The sequence below is a fragment of the Chitinophaga sancti genome, from assembly GCF_034087045.1.
Lineage (GTDB): Bacteria > Bacteroidota > Bacteroidia > Chitinophagales > Chitinophagaceae > Chitinophaga > Chitinophaga sancti_B.
Genome location: NZ_CP139247.1, coordinates 7,775,928 through 7,792,146, shown reverse-complemented (window position 1 = coordinate 7,792,146; position 16,219 = coordinate 7,775,928). Strand labels below are relative to the sequence as shown.

Sequence of the window (16,219 nt, the reverse complement as noted above, 5' to 3'; positions counted from 1 at the left end):
CGGTTTTTTGCTTTTGGCAAGAAAAAATTAGCCATCGTTAAGAAAAAATAATGATACCTTTTCTTTGCTGCCGCAGGCCAACTCTCCGGCCAATTTCTTTTTTAGAATTTATTTTACATCCTCTTTTTTACATTTGTACCGAAAATATAACAGAACATGGAAAATCAGCAGGACGAACAAGCCCAGCTCAATATAGAATTGACCGAGGAAATTGCAGAAGGTGTATACGCTAACCTGGCGATTATCACTCACTCCAATGCAGAATTTGTAGTCGATTTTGTGAATGTAATGCCCGGAATGCCCAAAGCAAAGGTAAAATCCCGCATTATCCTCACTCCTCAGCATGCAAAGCGCTTCATGAAGGCAATGTTGGACAATATCAAGAAATTCGAATCGATTCACGGAACTATTCAGGACCAGGAACCGGTATCCCTTCCCATGAACTTTGGAGGACCTACCGCTCAGGCCTAAAACAGGACCAGATCAACTGATACAAAAATCAATAGCACGGAAATCCATCATGAGCCAGATTTTCTCCTATCCTCATTTAAGGGAATTTACCCAGGAAGTTTTTAAACGCATGGGTTGTTCAGACGAACATGCGGCAACAGCCAGTGAAGTTTTATTATCAGCAGATCTCAGAGGTATTGATTCTCATGGGGTAGCGCGCCTTGTTGGCTATGTACGCCTCTGGGAAAACGGTCGTGTAAATGCCACTCCGAACATCCGGGTAGTACATGAAACCCCCAGTACAGCTGTAGTAGATGGTGATCGTGGCCTTGGCCTGGTCGTAGCTCCTTATGCCATGCAGGTAGCAATAGCAAAAGCTGCTAACGTGGGTAGTGGCTGGGTGAGCGTAAAGAACTCCAACCATTTCGGCATTGCCGGCCAGCATGCCATGATGGCGCTGGATAAAGACATGATTGGTATGGCGATGACCAATGCCAGTCCACTGGTAGCACCAACCTTTGCCACAGAGCGTATGCTGGGTACCAACCCTATTGCAGTAGCGATTCCTGCCAAAACACAACCTGCCTTTGTAGCGGATTTCGCTACTACTACGGCTGCCAACGGTAAGCTGGAGATCCTGCAGCGTAAAAGCGAGGAAGCTCCAACCGGATGGATCCAGGACAAAGAAGGTCATTCCAGCACTAATCCACATGAACTCAAAGATGGCGGCGCCCTGTTGCCACTGGGTGGCGACCGTGAACATGGTAGTCATAAGGGATATTGCCTGGGAGCGATCGTCGATATATTTTCAGCAGTGTTGTCAGGAGCCAATTATGGTCCCTGGGCACCGCCGTTCGTAAGTTTCCTGCCATTGGCACCTGATCCTGTAGGAGAGGGGCTGGGCCACTTTCTGGGAGCCATGCGTATAGACGCCTTCCGCCCTGCTGATGAGTTCAAGGAGCATATGGACAAGTGGATCACCCGCTTCAGAAATGCAACACCGGTAGCAGGAGAGCAGGTATTGATACCTGGTGATCCTGAGCGTGAAATGGAAGCACATCGCCGCCAGGGAGGTATTCCATTACTGGACCCGGTGATAAAAGATCTGAGAGAAGTTGGGGAGAAATTTAAATTGAGCTTTTAAAGTCAGGAATTAAGCGCGAACTTGCGCTTTTTATAAGAGTTACGTCAAACACATAACAATACAACAGTAATGAAGATCTTAAAATTTGGCGGCACGTCGGTAGGTAAACCTGAACGCATGCATGCCGTGGCCCAGCTGGTGACTGCTGATGACGCTCCAAAAATCGTCGTGTTGTCTGCATTATCCGGTACCACCAATTCCTTGGTTGAGATAGGACAGTCCTTGTCTGAAGGTAAAAAGGAGCAGGCTAAGGGGCAGATAGATAAGCTGGAAGCACACTACCGCTCATTTATTGAGGCGCTGGTGAAGCAGCCTGAAGCACGTGTAAAGGCTGGTGCTGTTATTGACGAGCATTTTGAATTCCTGAACATCATCCTGAAGATTAGCTTCAACGAAGCTTTGAACAAGGATATCCTGGCGCAGGGTGAATTACTCTCTACCAAACTGTTCAGTGTATATCTGGAAGAAGCGGGTATCCATTCTGAATTGATATCAGCCCTGGATTTCATGAGCATAGACGAGTACGAGGAACCGGAAATTCCAAAGATCAAGATCCGCCTGGGCAACCTGTTGGATAAACATAAGGATAATAAGATTTTCGTTACACAGGGGTATATCTGCCGCAATCACAGAGGAGAGATAGACAACCTGAAACGTGGAGGTAGTGATTATTCAGCATCCCTGATCGGTGCAGCTATCCAGGCAGAAGAAGTACAGATCTGGACAGATATCGACGGTATGCATAACAATGATCCTCGTGTAGTAAAGAAAACTTTCCCGATCGATCAGCTGTCATTTGACGAGGCTGCGGAGCTGGCGTACTTTGGCGCTAAGATCCTGCATCCTGCATCTATATGGCCAGCACAGCACTTCAACATTCCGGTGAAGTTGCTGAACACGATGCAGCCTGAGGCACATGGTACCATTATTACAGAATTGCCAGGTGGCGATGGTGTGAAAGCAGTAGCTGCCAAGGATGGTATTATCGCAATTAAGATCAAATCCAGCCGTATGTTGCTGGCATATGGTTTCCTGCGTAAGATCTTCGAAGTATTTGAAAAATACCGTGTACCTATTGATATGATCACTACCTCAGAAGTGGCGGTATCACTGACAATAGAAAATACACCACAGCTGGATCAGCTGCTGAAAGAACTGCAGCCATTTGGTTCAGTAGAACTGGATCATCATCAGACTATCGTTTCAATCGTGGGTAACGAAGTAGCGGCAACGCCTTCTATCCTGAAGAAACTGTTTGAAGCGCTGAATGAAGTGCCTTTGAGAATGATTTCTTATGGCGGTAGCCGTCATAATATTTCTATCCTGATTGGTGGTCAGCATAAGGAGAAAACGCTCCAGTTATTGAACAAGGGATTGTTTGATCTGGAATAGTCTTAAAAGGGAATTATAAAGGAACAGGTCGTCTCCAATAAAGGGGACGACCTGTTTTTTTATGGTGATTGTGAGGGAAAGCCTCGGAGGTAAAATTACTAATATTATTAGTAAATACTAAAATAGTTAGCATAATAACAACTTAATAACAAACCCTGGAATTCCAGCCATTTCTGTATTTCGCCCCTTATCGCGGTTAGTTCTTTTCCGGCGGATTGTCGCGCTTACTGCGGTTTTGTCCTTTCCTGCGGATTGTCGCCGATGCCTCGGCGCGACAATCCGCTTGCCAGACTAAGAACGGATTTGCCTTTGGCAAATCCGTTCTTAGTCTGGCAATTAAAACAATCTGCTATTAAAACAAATCACCATTTAAACCATTCACCCTTCACAATTGTAATATATATGTATGCCAACGGTATAGTATTTGTCACCTTTCATGTACACCAAATCCATGTTGTTATGAAAAAGACGGATTTAGGACAAGAACTATTATTGTTGCTCTTACTATTGATGCCGATGGCATACCTGGGAGTCATCTGGCCTTCAATGCCAGACCTCTTCCCAAACAACTACAGCATCACAGGCATACCGGAACGGGTCGGTACCAAAAGTGATTTCTTATTACTCATGACCTTCCTATTCCTCACCAACCTCATGTTATACTTCCTCTTCCGCTACCTCCCTCACGTAGACCACGCGGACTTTCCGGAAGCAAATGAGCGCCTGCAGCGACAGCAATACTATCGTATCCGCTTCTCCATTCACATATACCTGGCCATATTCACCGGCGCAATTATCTGGATGGTAAGTCAGGGGCGCGCTTTAATAATGGAGCGTTGGGTATTTACAGGAGTGGGCATATTAATCGCGGTGATCGGGATCTATTTACGCAAATTACAACCGAATTATTTTGTGGGGGTACGTACACCTTGGACACTGCAAAGCACCGAAATCTGGCAGCAAACGCATCTGATGGCAGGCAATCTTTGGATGTGGACGGGGATCGCCACATTCGTTGGAGGGTTCTTTTTACCCGTAATGACGGGGGTATTTTTATTGATTTTTACAGGAGCTATACTGGCAGCATTGCCGTATATCTATTCATTCCGTTTATATCATACGGATAAGGGGTGACAATGATGAAAAAACGACGAAAGTAAAAGGGGCTGATGTGACAACATCAGCCCCTCTGTATTTTTGAATAATCGTATCGGTTAATACAACCATCCTCTCATAGCACCCGCTTCGCGGAAAGGCCATGGTGTCAGCAGTAATACCAGCACCAAAACAATACCGAAGAAGATCAGTCCCTTCTTATGTTTCAATGCATCGGTCGGTGCTTTCTTTACTTTTGCACGACCAATGTGTACCAGGATGAATGCTAAAACAGCCATAGTGATATGTTCTACCGCATAGAAGCGACGAACACTACTTTTCATTACAGCGCCCATACCCATTTCGGATATTGCTTTCATTGCAAATGGACTGGCTACAAAGTACAATAACAAGCCTACCAGCAATTGCAGGTCAAAGAAAATCATAAAGAATAAACCAGCCTTGTTGTCCGCACCGGTAAAAGGTGTTTTGCCACTAACGCCTTTCCATGAACGGTAAACGGCCCAAATGCCAGCCAGTAAAATTGCCCACCTTAACAGGGAGTGAATAATCAGCAACGGTGTATACATAAATCTTTGAGTTGGATTTCCTGACAAAAATAAGTGAGAATCACCGGATTTATTTGGTTATTCCAAAAATTATATACTAAATTTGTTAGTAATTCTACTAAATAATTTAGATTATGTCAGTTGTATGCCGCAATTTAAAGTTTCTGCGTAAGCAGAAAGGATGGACGCAGCAGGAGTTTGCTGATAAACTAGGGATCAAACGTTCCCTCCTGGGAGCTTATGAAGAAGAGCGTGCAGAGCCCCGTACAGAAGTGCTGGAACTGGTCAGCGATATGTTCAGGGTTTCTATTGACGATCTCCTTCGGCGTGATGTAGGTTCCCAAAAAGATACTTTCCTCGAAAAGCGCCGCCAGCAAAAGCTCGGCAATAGCCGCCAGTCCATAGAGTTTGTACCCGTAAAAGCTGCCGCTGGTTACCTCGCAGGTTATAACGATGATGAATTCATCGAAGAACTGAACACCTTCACCCTCCCTATGATGGGCGCTGGTAGTTACAGAGCTTTCGAAATCGCCGGTGACTCCATGTTACCTACACCATCCGGTTCTGTAATCGTTTGCCACAAAGTTGACGGTTGGGAAGATATTCGTAACAACGAAGCCTATGTGGTGGTGACAAGCAGAGAAGGAATTGTGTATAAACGTTTGTTGAAAAGTAACCGCACAAAAGGAAAACTGACATTGGTATCTGATAACCCTCAGTTCGAACCTTATTCCGTAGGTATGGATGAAGTGCTGGAACTCTGGCAGTCTGACGCTGTGATCAGCAAAGCTGCTCCACAAAGCCGTATGAGTGTGAACCACCTCGCAGATATGGTGAGCCACCTCCAGGATCAGGTAAATATGCTGAAGAAAAAGACCAGGAATTAATTACAACCTCAATTACTTTTTCAAAAGATAAAATGCATAGACTTCTAAGCATTGGGAAGACTATGTACAGGGAGGCGCATGTCGCCTCCAAATCAATCAACCTTTAAAAACGAATATCAAAATAACCATCAGAATAAATAAAGCTACTTACTCCAACCCCTTTTTTTAATAATCTCAAAGATTAAACTATGCGTATCGCATTTGTTGACGCATTGCGCCAGCTGGAAAACAGTGGAGAAGCAGCCGTGACCCTATGGGAACACAATACAATGAGGGTAATATTGTTATGTCCCGAGGATGTTTACACACAGGAGCCGGATTCACAAAATGAAACGTACATCGTTATGTCAGGATGTGCAGAAGTACAATACAAGGATAGAGTCGTAGATATTGATTCAGGGGATTATCTTTTTGTACCGGCAGGAACGTGGCATAAGTTTATTAATGTTTCAGAAGATTTTATGCTTTGGAAGATCATTATCTGACATCGGGACTTATGGCGAATGAAATTACTTTATGCTTTGGAAGATCATTATCTGGCATCGGGACTTATGGCGAATGAAATTGCTTTATGCTCTGAAAATCGTTATCAGACACCGCGGACTTATGGCGAATCAATTGTCTTCCTGCACTTAGAAAAAATTAAATGCATGCATGTTATTTCGATGAATCAAATGCCTTTTAAATCTAAACACCGCCGTTCTTAGAGAAAATCAGAAGATGGCTGCCGCTGTTTTGAATGTATTACAATGCGCATTCACAATATGCCTCAGTTGTGGAGAATACCCTCCTCCCATCGCAACTGCACAGGGAATTCCATATTGTTTTACCGTATTTAACACCAATTCATCTCTGCAGCGGCATCCATTTTCGGTTACTTTCATCCTCCCATACCGATCAGTCGCCAGTATATCTACCCCGGATAAATAAAATACAAAATCAGGCCGTTCCCTCTCGAATAAAGAAGCTAAACAACTCTCTAACTTAGGTAGATATTCCTCATCCGTCGTGCCATCAGGCAACCCAACATCCCATACAGAAGTCTCTTTATGAAAGGGATAATTATGCTCCCCATGCATACTGAATGTAAACACCCGTTCATTCCCCTCAAATATGGCAGCAGTGCCATTCCCCTGATGTACATCCAGATCTATTATCATCACATATCCAGCCAGCTTTTGATGCAACAAATAATTCGTGGCTACCGCAAAATCATTCATCAGACAAAACCCTTCTCCATGATCAGTAAACGCATGATGCGTACCACCCGCCACATTTAAACCAATACCATGCTCCAATGCATGCAATGCACAATCAATCGTTCCCTGGCAAATCACCCTTTCCCGCATCACCAATGCTGGTGATTGTGGCAAACCTATCTTACGCACTTCCTTCTCACTCAGCTTCCCATTTTTTAATTTATCCCAATATTCACGGGTATGCGTCAGAAGAATTGTCTCTTCACTCACCGGTTGGGGTTTATGAAACTGATCAATAGTAACAATCCCTTCCCGCAACAGCTGCGCAGGAATCAGTTCATATTTTGCCATCGGAAAACGATGGCCTTCAGGTAACGGGTGTGCAAATATGGGATCGTAAGCAATCAGCATGACATTCAACTATTCTTTAGAACACTATTATCGGCGATATATCACTAACCAATCTGTAGAATACTATTATCGGCAATACATCACTAACCAATCTGTAGAATACTATTATCGGCAATACATCACTAATCAATCTTAGAACACTATTATCGGCAATATATCATTACCCAATCTTTAATACACTATTATCGGTAATACATCACTAATCAATCTTTAGAACACTATTATCGGCGATATATCATTACCCAATCTTTAATACACTATTATCGGTAATACATCACTAATCAATCTTTAGAACACTATTATCGGCGATATATCATTACCCAATCTTTAATACACTATTATTAGCAATCACAAATACCGCATCCGCCTCCTCTGCATCCAGCATCGCTAAACCTGTAAACCGCCCGAACGCCGGCAGAATACTGCAATTACGCCCGAAATAAAAACAGGGTAAACGCAAACGCTGTCTGCCAGTACCCGACACCGCCACCCCCGGATGAATGTGACCAGAGAAGGTATACTTAGCACCATTCCCCTCCTCACATGGCTCATGCGCAAAATGAATCTCATTAATCTGCAATTCATCATACACCTCCACATCAATATCAACATACACCTGTTTCGCCAGTATATCATGATTCCCCTTCACCAGCTTAAATTTGATATGCGGAAACTGTTGTCTCCACAACTTAAACAAAGGCACATCATTGTTATGACTACTGTGAAACATATCGCCCACAATAATCACCTGCAACGGATGATAAACAGTAATGAGTTTTTGTAAACGATACAGATCATCATGCCCGATATTGGCAGGAACAGCAATGCCTGCTTTTCTGAAATGCGCAGACTTGCCTAGGTGCAGATCTGATACAATTAAAGCCTGCTCTTCTTTCCAGAATATAGCGCGGTGGGCGGATAACAGCCACGTCTGATTCCTGAAATTATAAATCACTTCATCCATAGATCCTTGCAAGTTCCGATTTTATTAAAAATCCGGGCGCATTTTTTTTATCCTGTCTTCCAGTTTCTCACTGGTCAGTTGTTCACGCAAACTATCCACCTTAATCGGGAAACAAAAAGGTGTCAGCTCTTCCGGATAAGTGATCACGATTTTACTATTATAAATCCTGTCAAGACTTTCTCTCAAACGGGCTTCTTCCATCTGGTAAAAGAACGCTTCGTTAAAAGCCTGTCTCAGCAGGAGATTCTGCGGATCGTATTCTGTAAATACATTAAATAACAAAGATGCCGATGACTGCAAATGACGGCTTTGTTTATGCTTGCCCGGATATCCCTGGAATATCAATCCTGCTATCACCGCAATGTCCCTGAATTTACGACGGGCCATCTCTGTAGAATTCACACTAGCCAGCAAATCGTTGTTCAGGTTATCTAACGAAAACAATTCATACACATCATGTGGCGTAAGTGGAATAACCTGGTCAGACAATAATTCAAAACCATAATCATTCATGGCAATCGAGAACGTAATAGGCGTACGTTTACTTAACCGGTAAGCCAGTAAAGTAGCCATTACTTCATTCACCAGCCGACCCTCAAACGGATAGGCGAACAGATGATAACCATCCCTTGTATGAATCATTTCTATCAACAGCTCATCTGCTTTCGGCACATGAGAAAGATATTCCTGTAGTTTAAATAGCGGCTGTAAAACCTGTAATTCAGGTTCAGTCGTATCACCGGAAAGCGCTTCATTAAAAGTTTCACGCAATATCTTTCCAAGGTTCGGGGAAAGGGGTAATCGTCCTCCCATCCAGCTGGGTACAATGGCTTTTTTTGCATTGGACTTCCGCACTAACACAGTCATATCCTTGATCATAACAAACTCAAGAATGCGGCCACCTAAACTGAAAGTATCGCCAGCTGTAAGCCGGGCAATAAACCATTCTTCAATCATGCCGATAAATCCACCACCCATGAACTTTACTTTCAGCATCGCATCGCTGACGATGACACCGATATGTAAACGGTGACGCATGGCCTGCATACGACTACGACAAATAAAGAAGTCACCTTCCCTCTCAATCTTTTTAAATTCATCATAGCTGTACAAGGCGTCTCCACCAGTGGTGAGAAATGCCAGTATCCATTCCCACTCATCTTCCGTCATTTCACGAAAGCAAAAGGTATTTGTTACCTCTTCCCATATTTCAGGGGCGTGGAAGCCATCAGAAATAGCCAGTGTCATCAGGTATTGCAACAATACATCGTATGCAAGGATCACCGGCATCCGGCTTTCTACTATCTGCTGTTTAATAGCCGACTTAAGCGCCGCAGCTTCTACGAGCTCTAAACTATGTGTGGGCAGAAACCATATTTTGCTGGTAGCTCCGGGTTGGTGTCCGCTACGACCTGCGCGCTGTAAAAACCGTGCTACACCTTTTGGACTACCTACCTGTATCACTGTATCCACAGGCCTGAAATCTACTCCCAAATCCAGGCTGGAAGTACATACCACCGCTTTCAGCGTACCTGTATGCAAGGCTTCTTCCACCCATATTCTCAACTCCATATCAATAGAGCCATGATGTAGCGCCAGCGCTCCTGCGAGGTCAGGGCATTGTCTTAATATCTCCTGGTACCAGATCTCTGTTTGCGAACGGACATTTGTGAAAATAAGCGTGGTATTACTTTCATTGACAATGGGCAGCGCCTTATAAAGTAATTTTGTACCCAAATGCCCCGCCCATGGATATTTTTCTATCTCATCAGGGAGAATACTTTGTAGTGCTATTTTTTTACCCAACTTCGCCCGCACTATCACAGCCTCGGGATCAGGTGCTCCAAGCAACACATCCATAGCCTCTTCCAGGTTACCAATAGTGGCAGAGATCCCCCAGACTTTCAATGGCGGACGTCCGGCTTTTTTCGTCAATCCGCGCAGACGACTCAGGCCTAATTCTATCATCACACCTCTCTTGGTGCCCAGCAGTTCATGCCATTCATCGGCTACTACTGTAGTCAGAGAAGTAAATACTTTTGGATATTCTTTTTGCCCGATAAGGAGATGCAGACTTTCCGGGGTGATGATCAATACCTCGGGCATATTCTTTTTCTGCGCAGCACGGGTAGATACTGGTGTATCTCCACTCCGGATACCCACCTGCCAGGGGATATCCAGCTCCTGCAGCACTTCCTCCATCGCACGCGCAATGTCTTTGGCCAGTGCCCTCAGCGGCGTGATCCATAGCAGCTGCAGACCATTCTTAGTTTTATCCTGATAGTCTTTGGGATGGCGGTTGATCCAGTCGATCACCACACCCAGAAAAAGAGAAAATGTTTTACCGTATCCGGTAGGGGCGTTCACAAGGCCCGATTTGCCTTGCAGGTAATAATTCCAGGCTTCTTCCTGGAACACAAAAGGCTGCCGGTCTCTGGCGGCGAGCCAGTCTGTAACCACTTTCCATCCACTCGCTGTATTTTTCATGAGTGTATGAAATTAAGGAAAAAGCAGGAAAAAGTCTGTCACCGTATAAGGTTTCGTTTCATCGTATTAACTAACAATCTCCTTCATAGAAACCCTGTTATTCTGAACCTCCAGATGATGCATCACCCCACACTTCAATGCATAATTCCCTTTCTGATGCCCCACCGGAAAATTGAAACAAACAGGATAATCAAAATCCTTCACCTTCTCCTTCACAATATCATACACCGTTCTCCCGAATTCCTCTCCCGGATCATCCGCTTTCAGCTTGTTAAACCCACCAATCACAAGCCCCGCGAGATTATCTAATTTATGCGCCCGCTGTAAACTATTAAAATAGCGATCAATGGTATACAGGTATTCACTCACCTCCTCCACAAAGAGAATTTTACCAATGGTATTGATTTCTGAATTAGTCCCCAACACACTTGCCAGCATAGATAGGTTCCCTCCAATCAATACACCTTTTGCTGAACCAATCCGATTATTAGCATCTGCCGGTGTGAGGTATTGCATAGGTTTCCCGGTCAGGGCCTGCTGAATGGAAAGAATCGTTTCCTGTACTACTGCTTCGGCCTTTGCAAAATCATCAGGAAAACTATTACACATTTTAGAATGCAGAGAAGCAATCCCGAACAACCGGTTGATATGACAATGCAATACAGTAATATCACTAAACCCAATCACCCATTTCGGGTGCTGTCTGAAATTATTAAAATTAACCTGGTCAATAATACGGGCGCAACCGTATCCACCTCTCGCACACATGATCGCCTGAATAGAAGGATCATCCAGCATAGCCTGCAGATCCTGTAATCGCTCTGCATCTGTACCACCAAAACTAAAATCACTTTTCCCAACCGTATTTCCTATGCGAATTTTGAAACCCCAGCTCTGCATAATGCGAATAGCAGGCATGATTTCTTCCTGCCTGATATGCCCCGCAGGACAGGTAATACCAATCGTATCACCCGCTTTAAGATAAGGTGGAAAAATAGTAAAATTCTCATCTTCGGCTACAGGTGCAGGAAGATGAGAAAATGCCGAAAGCCCCAGCGATGTGATGGCAAGAGAAGAAAGAAAATGCTTACGATTCATTTTATTAATGTAAGCATTAATCTCCAATTTTTATGCAGGTTGAATATGCCTTTCTGCCCAATGATCTACATATTGACCATCCTTTACTTTCACGATATCAATCGTTGGCATCGCTACTTTTGTACCCGCTTCAAAACCCATGAAAGGAATACCAAGCGTACCACGAATAGTTTTTCTTGTAATAACGGTATCACCCTCTTCAAACATCTCATGGATCTCTATCGTGATATCCGGCAATGCTGGTTTCAATACATTGTGATAAAAAGCCAGCAGACCAGCTTTCCCTTTGTCCGTACCTGCTGGTGTTGAATGGTTTGTAAAGGAAGGAGAAACGATTTCTTCAAATACCTGTAAGTCACCTTTTACAAGCACTTCTTCATTGAATCTTAATACGACTGCTTTTGACATAAAGTATAATTTATATCAGCAAAATTAGTCCGGAGTAAAAAAAAGGAATAACGTTAAAAGCTCAAATTGTTGCTTTTTTAGCTCGCAGCGCGTGGGGAGTATCTCCAAATTCCTGTTTGAAGATCTTTATAAAATGTGGCACATTTTCAAATCCACAGGCCAGTGCTACTTCAGATACATTCATGTCATCATTGAGCAATAGCATTCGTGCATGCGCCAGTCTTTTTTCATTGATCCATTTCTTTGGAGAGCAATTAAAGTACTGCTGGAAATCACGTTTAAAAGACGCCAGGCTTCGGCCTGAAAGCTGCGCCAGTTCGCCCAGTGTAAGGGGCTGTAATAAGTGGGTATTAACGATGTATTCGATATTGGCTGGCTGTGCATGTGTGATGCCTTGGAATAAATTCAGAACGGCATCCCTGTGCTCACCAGCCAGTAGTAATAAAAATGCTTCCTGTATTTTCAGTTGTAAAATTGCCTCCATATTCTCCGCACGATTCTGAAAGAACAGCATGTACTGTTCCCTGAAACTATGCAGCAGATCGCTGGTAGGCAACATCACATACGATTGGGGATCGGCTATAATTTTATCTGGTTGTAACTGATGCTGCCGAAGAAAATTTTGCAGCATACTATCCGGGAAAAAGAGTAGGAGCGCTTCGTATTCAAATCCATCCGGCACCACTTCTGTCATACCATAAAGACCTCTTTTCAAAATCACAATACTGGATGGATTCACATGCAGTACTTCATCGCCCAGGAAGATAGTTTTATTCCCCGCCAGGGCAAACAAAATAGTATGTTCTTTCAGAAAGATGACCCGCCTGTGTGCACCAATGGCCTTTTTGTATTTGGCATACGTATAACTGTCGGATTGTAATACAGTCCAGTTAAAGTCTTTTGTATATTCCGGATAGCGGATGATCATAGCGTGAGATTAATACACCACCCGGTGTGTCGCTTTGATCACAGACATTACGAACACACTCTCCATGTGGCCGATATTATCCAGCTCTCCCAGTTTATTCACATTGAAGTCGTGGTAAGCGATCATATCTTTTACCTGTACTTTCAACATGAAGTCGAACTGACCGGAGATGTTGAGGCATTCCAGTACTTCAGGGAAAGAAGTAATTTCCTTGATGAATTTACTGCCTGCTTTTTTACCATGCTCTTTGAGGGAGATGTAGCACAATACAGTCAGGCCCTTGTCGATCTTGCTGGGATCTACAATAGCAGCATACTGACGAATTACGCCGGCCTGTTCCATCTTACGGATACGTTCGTAAACCGGGGTTGCACTCAGGTTAAGACGTGCTGCCAGGTCGCGGATGGTCATCTTGGCATCTTCCTCCAACAGCTGAAGGATGGCGATGTCTTTTTCGTCCAGCGCAATTTCGGTTGCGTTATCTTTTTTAATTGTGTTGTTACCCGGGTTCATATTGTATAGTATAATGTTCTAATTAGCCTACGAAAATAAGTACAATATACTAAAATTTCCCTACTGCTGCATTTTTAATAATAATTGGAGATCAGCCAGGGTATTGATCTCTTCAGGAGGCTTATCCTTCCTCCACCTGCTGATACGGGGAAAGCGCAGCGCCACCCCTGACTTATGCCTGTTAGAAGCCGCAATCCCTTCAAAAGCAATCTCAAATACCAGCTCAGGTTTCACTGTCCGCACCGGCCCGAACTTTTCTATAGAATTCCTTTTTACCCAGTTATCCACCTCATTGATCTCCTTATCTGTCAACCCGGAATACGCTTTTGTAAACGATACTAACTGATCCCCATCCTTTACTGCAAATGTGTAATCAGTATACAAATTTGATCGCCGCCCATGCCCCTTTTGTGCATATATCATGACGGCATCTATTGTCAATGGATCGATCTTCCATTTCCACCAATCACCTCTCTTGCGACCCACCTGGTAAGCAGAATCTTTTTTCTTCAACATCAATCCCTCGCTTCCCATTTCACGGGCCTGCATCCTAAACTCTATCAATGCTGACCAGTTATGAAAAGTGATCGCCGGCGATAACCGCAATGCAGGATGATTCACCCGCTCCACCACCTGCTCTAACAATTGCCGCCTTTCAGATAATGGAGACGTTCTGATATCCTTCCCTTCCCATTCCAGTAGATCATAACTCAAAAACACTACCGGCGCCTCCTGCAATTGCTTCTTCGTCACATTCTTCCTTCCAATTCTTGTCTGCAAGGTCTGAAACGGCAAAGGAAAATCATTCGCATACGTTAGGATCTCCCCATCTATCACTGTCCCTTCCGGCAAATGCTCCAGCAATGGTCCATACTCCGGGAACTTCTCCGTTATCAATTCTTCCCCTCTGGACCACACAAATAATTGCCCCTGTCTTTTAATGATCTGCCCACGTATCCCATCCCACTTCCATTCCGCCTGCCATTCCTCCGGCACTCCCAGCACATCCGGCGCTGTCTCCAATGCATACGCGAGATAAAAAGGAAAAGGCTTCGACGCATCTGCACCCTTTACATCTTCATTCAATAATTCATCCAGTGTGATCTGTCTGGGATCCCAGTTTCCACTGATCATATGCGATAGGGTAGGGGCCGGAATAGCATGTGTAGTGGCAAGTGCATTCACCATCATCTTCTGTGATACCCCGATCCTGAAACTTCCCGTTATCAATTTATTAAACACAAACCGTTCACTTGTATCCAGTTCATCCCACGCATTCAATATGAATTGCTGCTTTTCCACTTCACTTGCTTTCTCCAGTTTGAGAAGTTGTTCCAGCCAAAAATGCAAAGGATGTGTAGCAATACTCTTGCCCGGCGGTAATAGCAATGCAATCGTCTCTGCCAGATCACCTACTGTATGATAACACTCTTCAAACAACCACCCCGGCAAATCCGTCATCTGCAAGCACCATGTCGCCAACTGTGTGGCATTCACCGTTCTCTTTGGCCGCCGGCCGGTAAACAACGCTAACACCCATATGCTATCCTTCGGATCAGCACTCGCAAAGTATCGACTCAGCGCATCCAGTTTCTCATTCGTCTTCGTGCTGTTGCTCAGCAATTTTATAAGGTCTGCAAATGCTTTCATGATGGATTCGTTTCTTCTTCTTCAGTGACACCATATTCAGTTTTTACTTCTTCCGCAGGTATCCCATTCTCCTGCAGGTAGCGTGCAAATGCACTACTAAAACCATGGGTTGTATACACCTTTTCTGCCCCCGTGGCTTTCACAGCAGTTAACAATCCATGCCAGTCAGCATGGTCTGATAAAATAAATCCTGCATCCGCATTCCTTCTTCTCATATGCCCCCGTACCTGCATCCACCCACTGCACACACCCAGTGAATAGGGATTGAAACGCCGCATCCACGTAGTATCCGCAGCAGAGGGAGGGCCAATCACTAAATTGTTTTTAAACACACTATGCGGAGTATCGGGCGTAATACGATGCAGCTCCGGCAGATCCCAGCCATTGTCCCGCAGCATTTGATTGGTGATGTAAATAGCGCCATGCGCCCATATCTCAGGACTAATATCTCTCAGGTGATACAACAACCGTTGCGCCTTGCCCAGGCTATACCCCAGCAACACACTCGTCTTACCCACCTGCTGATTATCATATACCCATTTCCGGATGTTATCAAACACAACCTGCTGGGGTTGCCAGTTATAGACAGGCAGTCCAAAAGTACACTCTGTAATAAACGTTTGACAAGGCACGGGTTCAAATGCTGCAGAAATGCCATCGTACTCCGTTTTATAATCTCCACTCGCTACCCATACTACCCCCTCATGTTCTACCCTTATCTGTGCAGAACCAATCACATGCCCCGCAGGGTGCAGAGAAATGGTCACACCATTCATGCGGATCTTTTCTCCATACGCCACTCCCTGCACATGGATCTCCGCTCCCAACCTGAGTTGTAGAATGGGTACACTATCATGATGACAAAGGTAATTTTCGCTTCCCCCACGGGCGTGGTCGGAATGTGCGTGGGTAATAACAGCCTTTTGAACAGGCTGCCAGGGGTCTATGTAGAAATCGCCGGCAGGACAATAAATGCCTATATCTGTGAATTGGAGTAACTGCATGATAGTGAATCTACAATTAT

The 16,219-nt window shown here is 44.4% G+C and carries 16 protein-coding genes; 6 read left to right on the top strand and 10 right to left on the bottom strand.

Going from position 1 to position 16,219, the window contains the following annotated elements; genetic code table 11:
• Positions 1–156 precede the first annotated feature (156 nt).
• The 4 genes from SIO70_RS31220 to SIO70_RS31205 all read left to right on the top strand — a co-directional run bounded on the left by SIO70_RS31220 (position 157) and on the right by SIO70_RS31205 (position 4,120).
• Positions 157–471 carry a DUF3467 domain-containing protein gene (locus SIO70_RS31220; RefSeq protein WP_083726236.1) on the top strand — a complete coding sequence of 105 codons (315 nt, stop codon included), beginning with the start codon at positions 157–159 and terminating at the stop codon, positions 469–471.
• A gap of 49 nt (positions 472–520) precedes the next feature.
• Positions 521–1,594: an Ldh family oxidoreductase gene (locus tag SIO70_RS31215; RefSeq protein ID WP_320577532.1), complete on the top strand. Its 1,074-nt coding sequence runs from the start codon at positions 521–523 to the stop codon at positions 1,592–1,594.
• Between the two features lie 69 nt (positions 1,595–1,663).
• Positions 1,664–2,986 carry an aspartate kinase gene (locus SIO70_RS31210; protein WP_320577530.1) on the top strand — a complete coding sequence of 441 codons (1,323 nt, stop codon included), beginning with the start codon at positions 1,664–1,666 and terminating at the stop codon, positions 2,984–2,986.
• 459 nt (positions 2,987–3,445) lie between these two features.
• Positions 3,446–4,120, top strand: coding sequence for an SdpI family protein (locus tag SIO70_RS31205; protein WP_320577528.1), 675 nt, complete (start codon positions 3,446–3,448; stop codon positions 4,118–4,120).
• Positions 4,121–4,200: 80 nt separating this feature from the next.
• Here the strand turns inward: SIO70_RS31205 and SIO70_RS31200 are convergent, their stop codons facing one another.
• Positions 4,201–4,671, bottom strand: a complete 471-nt coding sequence (locus tag SIO70_RS31200) for a hypothetical protein (RefSeq protein WP_320577526.1) — start codon at positions 4,669–4,671, stop codon at positions 4,201–4,203.
• Between the two features lie 113 nt (positions 4,672–4,784).
• Between SIO70_RS31200 and SIO70_RS31195 the strand changes: the two genes are divergently transcribed.
• Positions 4,785–5,537, top strand: a complete 753-nt coding sequence (locus SIO70_RS31195; RefSeq protein WP_083726227.1) for an XRE family transcriptional regulator — start codon at positions 4,785–4,787, stop codon at positions 5,535–5,537.
• A gap of 188 nt (positions 5,538–5,725) precedes the next feature.
• Complete coding sequence (locus tag SIO70_RS31190; RefSeq protein ID WP_320577523.1) at positions 5,726–6,022, top strand: cupin domain-containing protein; 297 nt, start codon at positions 5,726–5,728, stop codon at positions 6,020–6,022.
• A 228-nt stretch (positions 6,023–6,250) separates the two neighbouring features.
• Here SIO70_RS31190 and SIO70_RS31185 read toward each other — a convergent pair whose 3' ends face one another.
• From SIO70_RS31185 to SIO70_RS31145, 9 genes are all read right to left on the bottom strand, one after another.
• Positions 6,251–7,147 (bottom strand): histone deacetylase, encoded by an 897-nt coding sequence (locus SIO70_RS31185; protein ID WP_320577521.1) that lies wholly within the window; start codon positions 7,145–7,147, stop codon positions 6,251–6,253.
• A 316-nt stretch (positions 7,148–7,463) separates the two neighbouring features.
• Positions 7,464–8,111, bottom strand: coding sequence for a ligase-associated DNA damage response endonuclease PdeM (gene pdeM, locus SIO70_RS31180; RefSeq protein WP_320577519.1), 648 nt, complete (start codon positions 8,109–8,111; stop codon positions 7,464–7,466).
• Positions 8,112–8,135: 24 nt separating this feature from the next.
• A complete protein-coding gene (locus SIO70_RS31175) occupies positions 8,136–10,598 on the bottom strand; it encodes a ligase-associated DNA damage response DEXH box helicase (protein ID WP_320577517.1) in 2,463 nt (820 codons plus the stop codon).
• Positions 10,599–10,664: 66 nt separating this feature from the next.
• On the bottom strand, positions 10,665–11,696 hold the full coding sequence (locus SIO70_RS31170) for an LD-carboxypeptidase (RefSeq protein WP_320577516.1): 1,032 nt from the start codon (positions 11,694–11,696) through the stop codon (positions 10,665–10,667).
• Between the two features lie 30 nt (positions 11,697–11,726).
• Positions 11,727–12,104 carry an ester cyclase gene (locus SIO70_RS31165; RefSeq protein ID WP_320577514.1) on the bottom strand — a complete coding sequence of 126 codons (378 nt, stop codon included), beginning with the start codon at positions 12,102–12,104 and terminating at the stop codon, positions 11,727–11,729.
• 61 nt (positions 12,105–12,165) lie between these two features.
• Positions 12,166–13,032 carry an AraC family transcriptional regulator gene (locus SIO70_RS31160; protein WP_320577512.1) on the bottom strand — a complete coding sequence of 289 codons (867 nt, stop codon included), beginning with the start codon at positions 13,030–13,032 and terminating at the stop codon, positions 12,166–12,168.
• Positions 13,033–13,041: 9 nt separating this feature from the next.
• Positions 13,042–13,545 carry an Lrp/AsnC family transcriptional regulator gene (locus SIO70_RS31155; protein WP_083726211.1) on the bottom strand — a complete coding sequence of 168 codons (504 nt, stop codon included), beginning with the start codon at positions 13,543–13,545 and terminating at the stop codon, positions 13,042–13,044.
• Positions 13,546–13,605: 60 nt separating this feature from the next.
• A complete protein-coding gene (locus tag SIO70_RS31150; RefSeq protein ID WP_320577508.1) occupies positions 13,606–15,195 on the bottom strand; it encodes an ATP-dependent DNA ligase in 1,590 nt (529 codons plus the stop codon).
• On the bottom strand, positions 15,192–16,199 hold the full coding sequence (locus SIO70_RS31145; RefSeq protein ID WP_320577506.1) for a ligase-associated DNA damage response exonuclease: 1,008 nt from the start codon (positions 16,197–16,199) through the stop codon (positions 15,192–15,194). The genes SIO70_RS31150 and SIO70_RS31145 overlap by 4 nt, the downstream gene beginning before the upstream one ends.
• Positions 16,200–16,219: the final 20 nt, after the last annotated feature.